The organism is Arcobacter sp. CECT 8989 (genome assembly GCF_004116715.1).
Classification (GTDB): Bacteria; Campylobacterota; Campylobacteria; order Campylobacterales; family Arcobacteraceae; genus Halarcobacter.
Window position 1 is genome coordinate 17,955 of sequence record NZ_PDKE01000019.1, and the last position, 10,884, is coordinate 28,838.

Annotated in this window: 10 protein-coding genes; 1 reads left to right on the top strand and 9 read right to left on the bottom strand. The window is 27.5% G+C overall.

The genetic code is table 11. From position 1 onward, the window contains the following. Nucleotides 1–2: 2 nt before the first annotated feature. From ccoG to CRV02_RS13890, 8 genes are all read right to left on the bottom strand, one after another. Nucleotides 3–1,385 carry a cytochrome c oxidase accessory protein CcoG gene (gene ccoG / locus CRV02_RS13855; protein ID WP_129090838.1) on the bottom strand — a complete coding sequence of 461 codons (1,383 nt, stop codon included), beginning with the start codon at nucleotides 1,383–1,385 and terminating at the stop codon, nucleotides 3–5. A gap of 110 nt (nucleotides 1,386–1,495) precedes the next feature. Then, nucleotides 1,496–2,173, bottom strand: a complete 678-nt coding sequence (locus CRV02_RS13860) for a gamma-glutamyl-gamma-aminobutyrate hydrolase family protein (RefSeq protein WP_129090839.1) — start codon at nucleotides 2,171–2,173, stop codon at nucleotides 1,496–1,498. Next, nucleotides 2,158–3,153, bottom strand: coding sequence for an amidoligase family protein (locus tag CRV02_RS13865; RefSeq protein ID WP_129090840.1), 996 nt, complete (start codon nucleotides 3,151–3,153; stop codon nucleotides 2,158–2,160). The genes CRV02_RS13860 and CRV02_RS13865 overlap by 16 nt, the downstream gene beginning before the upstream one ends. 1 nt (nucleotide 3,154) lies before the next feature. Continuing rightward, complete coding sequence (locus CRV02_RS13870) at nucleotides 3,155–4,519, bottom strand: NAD(P)/FAD-dependent oxidoreductase (RefSeq protein WP_129090841.1); 1,365 nt, start codon at nucleotides 4,517–4,519, stop codon at nucleotides 3,155–3,157. A gap of 108 nt (nucleotides 4,520–4,627) precedes the next feature. Beyond that, complete coding sequence (locus CRV02_RS13875; RefSeq protein ID WP_129090842.1) at nucleotides 4,628–6,511, bottom strand: methyl-accepting chemotaxis protein; 1,884 nt, start codon at nucleotides 6,509–6,511, stop codon at nucleotides 4,628–4,630. After that, nucleotides 6,472–6,930, bottom strand: a complete 459-nt coding sequence (locus CRV02_RS13880; protein ID WP_129090843.1) for a Fur family transcriptional regulator — start codon at nucleotides 6,928–6,930, stop codon at nucleotides 6,472–6,474. The genes CRV02_RS13875 and CRV02_RS13880 overlap by 40 nt, the downstream gene beginning before the upstream one ends. Before the next feature lie 22 nt (nucleotides 6,931–6,952). After that, nucleotides 6,953–7,270 carry a thioredoxin gene (trxA, locus tag CRV02_RS13885; RefSeq protein ID WP_129090844.1) on the bottom strand — a complete coding sequence of 106 codons (318 nt, stop codon included), beginning with the start codon at nucleotides 7,268–7,270 and terminating at the stop codon, nucleotides 6,953–6,955. Nucleotides 7,271–7,333: 63 nt separating this feature from the next. Further along, the gene (locus CRV02_RS13890) at nucleotides 7,334–7,930 is read right to left on the bottom strand and encodes a peroxiredoxin (protein ID WP_129084204.1); all 597 of its coding nucleotides are present in this window, start codon (nucleotides 7,928–7,930) and stop codon (nucleotides 7,334–7,336) included. A gap of 529 nt (nucleotides 7,931–8,459) precedes the next feature. Here CRV02_RS13890 and CRV02_RS13895 point away from each other — a divergent pair. Further along, entirely contained in the window at nucleotides 8,460–10,124 is a 1,665-nt protein-coding gene (locus CRV02_RS13895; RefSeq protein ID WP_129090845.1) for an EamA family transporter, read from the top strand. Here the strand turns inward: CRV02_RS13895 and CRV02_RS13900 are convergent. Further along, nucleotides 10,117–10,857, bottom strand: a complete 741-nt coding sequence (locus tag CRV02_RS13900; protein ID WP_129090846.1) for a trans-aconitate 2-methyltransferase — start codon at nucleotides 10,855–10,857, stop codon at nucleotides 10,117–10,119. The genes CRV02_RS13895 and CRV02_RS13900 overlap by 8 nt on opposite strands. Nucleotides 10,858–10,884 lie beyond the last annotated feature (27 nt).

Consider the following 10,884-nt stretch of genomic DNA (forward strand, 5'->3'; position numbering starts at 1 on the left):
GATTATTTTAGTTTGTCAGCTCTTGGGTAGATAAATACAGCATCTCTAATTACAGATACTCTATTAGGTTCATCAACGGCAAATGCTCTAAGTTTTACAGAAATAGGAGTATCTTTTGTATTATCATTTACAAGAATTTTATCTGTCTCAAGTACTATAACTTTTTTTCTAAGTTTTCCAGCACCTAATTTAAATGGTTTAAATCTTTTAATTACAATATCATCTCTACCTATAACTTCTAAATTATATGTATGTGTTTTTGAATCAGTATTTTGGAATAGTAATAAGAAGTTATTAGATACTACGTTGTTTTCTTTAACTTTATATAACTGAGTAGTTTTATTTACATTTAAAAGCATATACTCTTTTTTTCCACCCATTACAAATAATAGACCAATAACAACAACCAATGCAATTGTATACATAATAGTTGATTTTCTTATAAATTTAGTTGGTTGATTTTTTTCAATATCTCTTGTACTTGTCCATTGAACCAATGACTCTTTTCCAAGTTTTCCCATAACAGTAGTACAGGCATCAACACATTCTAAACAGTTAATACATTCTAATTGTAAACCTTTTCTAATATCAATATGAGTAGGGCATACAGTTACACATGATTCACATGTTGTACACTCATTTGTCTCTTCTGGCAAATCTTTTGCTTTGAAGATAATTTTCTCTTTAGAGTCATTGTAAATATTACCACCTCTATTTGTAGAGTAGATAGCTTGGTATGTATCATCATCATAAAGTACTGATTGTACTCTTGAATATGGACATACATAAACACAAAAATCCTCTTTTAACCAAATTACATCATAAACTAAGAAACCAGCAATTGCTAATACAAAACCAATTAAAAACCAGTGTTCTGTTGGGTTTTGAATATAAGCAAAAAAGTCTTCAGGTGGAACAAAATACCACATAAAGTCAGCAGCAGCAAGTAAAGAAAGCATAGTCCATAAAATAATAGCTACAACTTTTTTAGAAGCATTTTCTGGCTTTGACCAGTTTGGTTCTTTTTGTTTGTTTTTGATTCTTCTTAAACCTAAAAGTTTTGATTCGATTAAGTCTCTGTAGATAACTCTAAAGATAGTTTGAGGACAGGCCCAACCACACCAAGCTCTTCCACCAATAGCAGTTACTGCAAATATTCCTAAGAATAGAAGCATAAGTAAAAACGGCATTAAATATAATTCTTGCATATCAAATGCAATACCCATTAGATGAAGTTGTTTTTTATCAAATGATAATAAAAATATGTGGTTACCATTTATTTTAATAAATGGAACAACTAATGCAACTACAGTTGCAATGATATATGCATAATATCTTTTGATTCTATACGGTGTTTTCTTTAAAACAGCAGCATTTCCTTCCATAATATATCCTAAACATTTTCTTTAATTGTATATAAACATCGCTTATAATAAGCATAAACTATTATAAGCAAAATTTATAATAAAACCTAAGATTCTTATATTTTATTTAATTAGCTTTTGTATTTAATAGAAGCTTTGACAAACTTTTTAAAAATATTTCTATGCTCTTTTAAGTATATTAAATATTCGGGGTGCCATTGTAGGGCTAAAAGAAAAGGATAATCTTTTTTTTCGATAGACTCAATTATAGATTCATATTTTGATGAAACTTCTAAATCTTTTCCTACTTTATTGATTGCTTGGTTATGAATACTATTAATTAAAATTTCATCTTCTTTAACAGCAGAGTGTAAAGAACTATTTTTTTTAATTTTTACTTCTTTTATTGGAAATATAGAGTTTTGATGGATTAAATACTCATCTAAATCAAGTATTTTAGCGTGAAGGTTTCCTTCAAAATAGATATTGATTAGTTGTGCTCCTCTACAAATTCCTAGAATAGGAAGTTCTTCTTTATAAGCTTTATCAATCATCTCCAACTCAAAAGTATCTCTTTGTTTATCTAATTCTGTATTGTGAGCATCTTTATTTGCTCCATATAAAGTTGGATTAATGTCATTTCCTCCACTTAAAACTAGCCCATCTAATCTTTTAAAATCAATATTGTTTTTTGATGGTCTTAATCTAATACAAGAAGCACCTTGTATCTTTAAATTCCATTTTATGAATAAAAAAGCAAAGAAATTTCCTTTATCTGGTAGACAAACTCCAATTAATGGTTTAGCCATGATTCTACTTTCTCTTGCCAAGTGGTTAAATTGATAATATTATCTAAGTGGGATAAATATTCTTTTGATAAAAGTTTTAAGGAAGCTTCATCATTCGCAAGATTTTCAATTAAAATCCATCTATTCCATTCTTGAGAAACTTCCCATCCTTTAATTCCTATCATAGAGTTTGAGAGTCTATAGTGAAAAGCAGGTCTTGGTTTTATTTTCTCTTTTGGAAGTTTTTCTCTAACTTTATTTTCATCGATAAAAGCTAAAATTGGAAGTAAATCGAGAGATCTGTTTCTAGTAGGGTTAAAGTGTAAATAGTCATTAATAAAATCATCCATAGATGGAATATATGATTCATCTAATACATATTTAATATAGTCATTTTTAAAGTTGTCAATAAAAGGTGTTATCTTTCTTGCTAGGTCTATTTTTGCATCTTTATTTATATAGCTTTGAAGTATTAAATATGCTCTTGTGTAATTTAAAAAACTTTTTACATCTAAAGATATAACTTCTATATTGATGTGTAAACCAAAGGCATAATATATTTTATATTTAGTACCCTTTGCATTATTTTTTGCAAGTTCTTTTATTATTTCATCTATTATAGATATTTTATTTAAAGGAAGAGGTGGTGTACTTATTTCATATGGAACTATATCTTTTGAAAGTTCTCCGATTGCTCTTTCAATCCTTTCAATATCTTCTTTTTTTATTTCTAAGCCAATTTTTTTTGATAACTCTTTTATATTTTTTGGAATTTTTTGTTGGGTTAAGAGTTCGAAATCAAGTTCAAGAATAAAATCTCCATATTTAGAAGCAATTTTAAAAAGATAGTTATTAATTTTTTCTACTTTAAAGTTAAATTTCTTTTCTAAAATAGATAAAATATCTTCAATATCAATATTAGCAAACTCTAACTCAAAACCAATATGTCTAATTTCATTTTTATAATTTTGTTTTATTTTTGGCTCTAAGAAACTGTTCATATTATTTATTTCCTTTCTCTATCTTTTTTATTGTATTTATTGCAGCAGGGAGGAGTACCTCACTTAGTGCAGGGTGAATATAAAGCATCTCTTTTAGATGTCTAATATCATTGTCAATATGCATTACTGTTAATACTTGATGAATCATAGTTGAGCTTTGTGGTCCAATTATATGACAACCAAGTATCTTATAACTATTTTTATCAACTATAAGCTTTGTAAAGGGATAATTCACTTTCATAGCTTGGGCTTTTGCACTAGCCTGCCATGAAGTTTTTGATACTACGAACTCTAAGTTTTTTTCTTGGGCTTGTTTTTGTGTAAGCCCAACACTTGCAATTTCTGGGTTAGTAAATACAGCATGTGGCATATATTTAAATTTAAGAGGTTCTTTTTTATCTTCAAATAAAACTTTATAAAGATGATTCATTTCATAAGCTGCAGCATGTTGTAGCATATATTCTCCTGCTGCATCTCCTACAACATAGATACCTTTTACACTTGTTTCAAAAAAATCATTTCTTTTTATATAGCCTCTTTTATCTATTTCAATAGAAGTGTTTTCTAGTTTTAAACTTTTTGAATTTGAGTCTCTACCTATTGCATAAAGTAAAGCTTCACAATTATATTTTTTAGTCTCTTCTTTTTTGTTTTCAAGTGTTATTTCAAATGAGTTATTATTGTACTGTGCCTCTTTTATTGTAGTATTAAACTTTATATCAATGTTTTTGCAAAATTCTTCTTTGAATGTCTCTTGGATATCTTCATCTTCATTAGATAATAGAGTGTTTCCTCTAACAATTAGTTTTGTTTTAATTCCTAAGGCATCAAAAGCATTTGCTAATTCACAAGCTATGAAACCTGAGCCTACTATAGAAATAGATTTGGGAATTTTCTTTAAAGGAAATATATCATCACTTGTCCATGCATTTTCAAAAGGGGGTTTTTTAGGAGAGGTCCCTGTTGCAATTATGATTTTTTTGGAACTTAGCTTCTCATTGTTCACTTCTACTACATTATTTGAAATAAAGTATCCTACCCCTCTGTATAAATCTACATTTTCATTCAATTGAGATTTATAGTTTTCATCTACACTATCAATAAAAGAGTTGTTATTTTCAAATATTTTATTAATATCAATATTTTTAATTTTACTTAAAATAGAGTGTTTTGAGGAGTTTTGAATACTTCTCACAACATCGGCATAACCTATTAAGAGTTTAGAGGGAACACATCCTCTATTTGCACATGTTCCTCCTAAACTTGACTTTTCAATAAGTGCAACTTTTTTACCAAGTTTTCCTATTTTTTTTGCTAGATTAGAGGCTCTTCCTCCTCCTATTATAATGGTATCGTAAGTTTTCATTTGTTCTCACTTATAGTAAAATATTCTATTTTATTATAGAATAGTTTTATCAAATGAGACTTATTTTTTGATTAAAACTTTAATAATTTAAGTATACTTTTTTATTTTTTAAATATTTTTTCCGATAAACTCTTTAGAAAGAGCGTTTTCAACAATAACTTTAGCTGTTTTATCTGTTTCAAGAGCTATTTTATTTGTTTGGTTTGCTATTCTTGCATTTTGATTTGTATGTTTATCAAGTTTATTAATAACATCATTTATAAGCTGGATATTTTTTTCTTGCTCTTTAGAAGAATTAGAAATTTCTTGAATAGTTTCTGTAGTATGATTAATATTTACTAAAAGTTCATCATAACCATTTGTCATATTTAATCCTATCTCTTTTCCTTCATTCGCTTTATTTGTCGCTTGTTCAACTAAAGATTTTATCTCTTTTGCAGCTTCTGCAGACCTATTTGCTAAGTTTCTAACTTCTTGTGCAACTACTGCAAAACCTTTTCCAGCTTCACCTGCTGTTGCTGCTTCAACTGCTGCATTTAGTGAAAGGATATTTGTTTGAAATGCAATTTGGTCAATAACTGTGATTGCTTCATTAATCTCTTTAACTTGCGCATCGATTTGTTCCATTGCTAAAGAAGTAGATTTAGCTAACTTTTGACCAGTATTTGCAGAGTTTGTTAAACTTTTTGAGTATTCTGTGATTCTACTTACATTGTTTGAGTTGCTCATTACACTTGATGTTATATCTTCAAGAAAAACAGATGTCTCTTTTAGACTTTCTGTTGCACTATGAGTACTTTGATTTAAAACTTTTACATTATCAATTAATTGAGTAGAAGATAGCTCTAAAGTTTTTCCAATATCTAAAGATTGAGTTAATAACTCAGAGATAACATCTCCTAATTCATTTATTATAACTACAACTTTTGCAGATGGTTCTGGAAATCTTATTCTAAAGTCTTCACTTTTAAATTTTTCAAGAACAAAAATCAATTTATTTAAATCACTTGCAATAGTATCTTCTAAATACTCTTGTAGTGAATCAAGTAGCTTTTTAAGTTCAATTAGATTTGGGTTGCTAGAATTTTTTTCAATTTTAGCTAGCATATTTCCTTTATTTAGCTCGTTTATTACTCTTGCTACATCTTTTACAAACTCATCATCTTCTAAAATATTTTTCTCTGTCAATTGAATATTCTTGTTTAGCATCTTTGCCATTAGTCCAAATTCATCATTTGAGTTTAGTTTTATTGGTTCTGATGAAGTTGTTTCTTTATTTATAAATCTAAAAAAGTTAGATAAACCTTTTTGTATACTTTTAGCAGAGCTAGAAAGTTGTTGTGAAATAAAGAAAGAAATAGCAACTCCAAGTATAATTGAGATTAAAAGTATTATTATCATAGTAGTAGAAAAACTACTTGCTATTTGCCTTGCTTGAGGAGTTAAAATTTGATTTTTTTGCTCTTCATAGTCTATAAATTCATTAATTGTTTTTAGCCATATAGTAAAATTTTCCCTTGCTTCATAAACAAGTATTTCTTTTGCTTTTAGGTCATTTCCATTTAGTTTTAATTCTATTATATCCTCTACAATAGGTAGAGTTTTAGCTTCAATCTCTTTTATTCTTTTTAATATAATTTTTTCTTTTTCATCTACATCTTTATTTTGTGAAAATATTTTATCCATTGGTTTAGCTGACTTTTTATAAAAGTCTTCTAATTTTTTTATATCACTTAAAGAGTTTTTGAAAAGTTCACTTTGAGGGTTTGATGAAAGTACAATATCTCTAATTGCAATAGCTCTATCATGGACACTTCCTCTAAAGTTAATAGCATATCTTTGTTTTAAAGAGTTTACTTCTACAACTTCTTTAAGAGTTTTATCAATTTTATTTACTCTATTTATTCCAATGATAGTTACAATAACCATTAGTAAAATCATCAATCCAAAACTTAAGTATAGTTTTTGAGAAATTTTAAGATTTTTAAACATTTAATTTCCTTGTTGGTATATAATCTATTCTCTACACAAATTCCTAAAAAATTCATAGTAGTGTGAGTTATGTGATAGTTGGTTCTCTTTTCTAAATTATTTTTTACATTAGCTACATCGAAAGAGAGTTCTTCAATCTTTCCACACTTTTTACAGATAGCATGAAAATGATTAGCTTTTGTGATTTCAAACTTGGATTTCATTCCTGTGATTTTTAATTCAGTAAGAAGACCATTCTCTACCATGGCATTTATATTTTTATAAAGAGTAGATAGGGATATAGTAGGGAATAATATTTTTATATTTTCAAAAAGAGTATCTATATCAATATGTTGATATTTTTCTATAAGTTCTAGAAGAGAAAGTCTTTGTGGAGTTACCCTTAATTTATACTGTTTTAATAAATCTTGATAATCCATCTTTCTCTCCTATATCTATAGCTTAGATATATTTGTTAAGTTTTTCTTCTAGTGCAGCTTTAGTAGTTGCACCAATTAGTTGGTCTACAATTTCACCATCTTTAAAGAATAGAATTGTAGGAATAGATCTAATTCCATATTTTACTGTTAAATCTTGTTCTTCTTCTGTATTAACTTTACAAATTTTTGCTTTACCATCATACTCAACTGCTAGTTGGTCAATAGTTGGAGCAATCATTCTACAAGGACCACACCATGGTGCCCAAAAGTCTACTAACGAAACACCTTCTTTAACTGTTTCTTCCATATTATTTTCATTTATTTCTATATATTTTGACATTTTATTTCCTTTCAAAAGGTCCCTGTTTTAAAAGGGACCTATGATTTTATCTTTCACTTTATCTTATAAGTTATCAGAATTTTTACCTAAGTATTCAGCAACACCTTCAGTTGAAGCTTTCATACCTTCATCACCTTTGTTCCATCCTGCAGGACAAACTTCACCATGCTCATTTGTAAAAATCATAGTATCTACCATTCTAATCATCTCATCAATGTTTCTTCCTAATGGTAAGTCATTGATTACTGCATGTCTTACTGTTCCATCTTTGTCAATTAAGAATGAACCTCTAAGTGCAACTGAATCACCAAATAATACATCATAGTCTTTAGAGATTTGTTTACTTAAGTCTGCAACCATTGGGAATTTAACTCTTCCAATTCCACCATTTTCAACTGGAGTCTCTCTCCACGCAAAGTGTGCAAATTCTGAGTCAACAGAACAACCAATTACTTGAATACCTCTTGCTTCAAAATCTTCAACTCTCTTAGAGAATGCGATAATCTCAGATGGGCAAACGAATGTAAAATCTAAAGGCCAGAAGAATAATACTGCACCTTTTTCACCAATATTTTTATATAAATTAAAATCCTCTACAATTTGTCCATCAGCTAATACTGCTGTTGAAGTGAAATCTGGAGCTTTTTTTGTTACTAACATTTTATTTCCTTTGATAATTTTTTTCTTTTATGGGTGAAAGTATAATCAATGTTTTATTAAAGTTTACTTAATAATAGTTATCTTTGGAAAAAAATTATCCTTTATGGAGTTGAAAGTGTTGCGTGATTTATTTTAAAAGTGATTGTTTAGGCGTAGGGAAGGGTGTTTAGAGAATATTTTATTATGAAAAGTATAAGTTTCCTGCAATTGCAAAGATTGTTAATACTTTTACAATTAGAATTTGTGCAATTTTGTTCTTTTTTATTTTTTCAATCAATTTGTGTCCTTTTAATATATTTAAAAAAAAGAGAAATAGTAGTAAAACTACTATTTCCCCTCAGCTTTCTGTCGAAGTGTGGGATGCAAAATAAAATGATAATAGATTTTGCACACATATATCCTTCTTTTCTAAACTATATTAAATTAAATCTTAAAACTTTCTCTTTTATTTGTCAAATAAAAACTGATAATTAGTTGGAAAAAACTCTCTCTTCTAAACCAAAAAATAAACAATGGATAATACTAAATTATGTTTAATACAGTATCAGCTAAAGGTTTTCATATAAAGCATCTAATATTTGGGATAATTCCTATTATAATTTGGAGTTTAGTAGCTGCAACTGTTAAAAGTGTATCTCTACCAGACGAGGGTATATATGTTGCATATTATTCTATTCTTTTTGGTGCCATTTTTTCTTTTATCTTTTCACTATATAATGATAAGAGATTCATAAATGAGAATATTTCAATCATAAAAACAACACCTAAATTATTTATATTAATATTTATTACAAGTTTACTTATTTGTGGTCATTACTTTTCAATATATTATGTGTTTTCTACAGATTATGTTGTACAAGGTAATGTTATTAATTATATGTGGCCCTTATTTTCTATTATCTTCTCGAAACTCTTCATACCTGAAAAGAATAAATATTCTAAAACCTCAGATATATTATTTGTATTTATGGCATTTGTAGGAGCCATTTTAATAGTTTCAGGAGAAGAGCTATCTTTAAATTTTATAAGTAATCCTACCATGCTTTCTTTATCTTTTTTATCAGCATTTTGTGCAGCTGGATATTTTACTCTTTCAAAAAAAATAAAAGATAAAATCAAGGGAGACTATACACATTTCTCATTGCCTTTATTAATATCTCTATTTCTTCTTATAGTAATTGGTATTAAATTCCCACAGGTCTTAGATGTAAGAAAAGAGATTATATATTTAGGGTTTGGATTAGGATTATTTAGTATATTTTTATCGAATACATTCTGGATTATATCTTCTCATATTAGTAAAAACCATGCCTTTTCATCAATTGCTTACTTTGTACCAGTTTTAAGTACAGCAGTAATTTTATATTATAACAATGAACCATATAATAACTATCTCTTATCTGGATTAGGATTGATTGTAATTTCAAATTTTTTAATTCATCAAAATAAAGAATTAGTACATGCTGTAAATATTTGCTTTTCTATTCTCATAATTTATTGTGGAGTAAACCTTTTGATTGCTCCAGTAAATACCATACAGCCTAATTCAATGATAACAATTATAGCAACAGTATTTACATTTTTTGCAGCTTTTTTATTAAATAGAGTATGGAACCAAAAAAAAGAAGAAGAAGTTGTATTATTTAAATTATTGGATGATATTAATAAATTTGCGACTAAAGCAAAACTAAATAGTAAGGAAAAGAAACATATTTTTAAAGATCTTAGAGACAAAGTTATTAATCAAAAGTATGCTTTTAATATGAATTACTATATAACAACTTTATATGCCCAATATAATTATAAACCTTCTAAAAAGACTTTTGATTTAATGAGGCAACTACATTTAGTTCGAACCCCATCAATTACTTTACCAGAATTTTTAATTATATTACTTTTAAGCAGTGTTAGTGCTGTATATGTAACTCTGTATAGAGAAACAAGCATTATGGGAGATTTTATGTCAATCGTTTTTGCATCTTCTATTAGTTACATTACATATATCTTATTTGACTTTGATCGGCATGGCTTTCTCAATAAAAATAGATTGATTTCATTAGTAGAAAATGTTGAATATTTTGACACAACAAACCTTGATAAGCAAAAGAGAATTTTACCTAATCTTTTATCTCTATTTCTAATAGGTTGTTTACTTATTATGTGTTGTTTTGTGATTTTAAAGAATTTTACATAGTCTTTGTAATAGCAATTATATCGTACTCTTCAAAAACTCTGATAAGTTGTTTTTCCTCTAAATGTTTATCAAGCCAATCTATGATGAATTTAGTATCAAATTCCCATAAGCATGACATTTCTTTATTCTTCACACCGTTGATATAATGTTTAGAATCAATGTCCACCTTTTGACCGAACTTATATGTTTTAATCTCATATTTATCTTGTTTCAAGTAATGATTAATACAATCTAATTTTCTTTGTTTATCATATTGCTTTTTCCAGACATCTTTTGCATCATCAAATATTTCAAAGCTATCAACTGACACATCTGTTCTTTCAATTGCATAAAAAGTCCCATTAGGGTTAAGTGCATCTAAATATTCATTAAAAATGTAATTGTCATTGATTAAATGTAATGCACTTTTTGCAACAATAAAATCAAATCTTTTATTTAAAGTATTTAATTGGAGAGCATCATGGACTGAATATTTTACATTCATCGGTACAAAAGCCTGATTTGCATAATCAATCAATTCATCACTTGAATCTATTCCTAATATACTAGAATCATTAAATGTTTTGGACAAAGCTCGAGTTGATATACCTGTCCCACATGCTAAATCTAAAATATCATAACTTCTTTCATCTTCTCTTATATTTTTAATCATCTTAAAAAGACCAAGGTTATAGTCAAAAAAACTATTATAAAACTGAGTAAATGACTCTGCTGAAAATTTTGAATTATCCATAATTTAGTATTATCCATTGTTTATTTT

Coding starts and splice junctions, on each gene's coding strand:
- ccoG (WP_129090838.1), bottom strand. CDS start 1,385: ATGGAAGGAAATGCTGCTGTTTTAAAGAAAACACCGTATAGAATCAAA.
- CRV02_RS13860 (WP_129090839.1), bottom strand. CDS start 2,173: ATGGCTAAACCATTAATTGGAGTTTGTCTACCAGATAAAGGAAATTTC.
- CRV02_RS13865 (WP_129090840.1), bottom strand. CDS start 3,153: ATGAACAGTTTCTTAGAGCCAAAAATAAAACAAAATTATAAAAATGAA.
- CRV02_RS13870 (WP_129090841.1), bottom strand. CDS start 4,519: ATGAAAACTTACGATACCATTATAATAGGAGGAGGAAGAGCCTCTAAT.
- CRV02_RS13875 (WP_129090842.1), bottom strand. CDS start 6,511: ATGTTTAAAAATCTTAAAATTTCTCAAAAACTATACTTAAGTTTTGGA.
- CRV02_RS13880 (WP_129090843.1), bottom strand. CDS start 6,930: ATGGATTATCAAGATTTATTAAAACAGTATAAATTAAGGGTAACTCCA.
- trxA (WP_129090844.1), bottom strand. CDS start 7,270: ATGTCAAAATATATAGAAATAAATGAAAATAATATGGAAGAAACAGTT.
- CRV02_RS13890 (WP_129084204.1), bottom strand. CDS start 7,930: ATGTTAGTAACAAAAAAAGCTCCAGATTTCACTTCAACAGCAGTATTA.
- CRV02_RS13895 (WP_129090845.1), top strand. CDS start 8,460: ATGTTTAATACAGTATCAGCTAAAGGTTTTCATATAAAGCATCTAATA.
- CRV02_RS13900 (WP_129090846.1), bottom strand. CDS start 10,857: ATGGATAATTCAAAATTTTCAGCAGAGTCATTTACTCAGTTTTATAAT.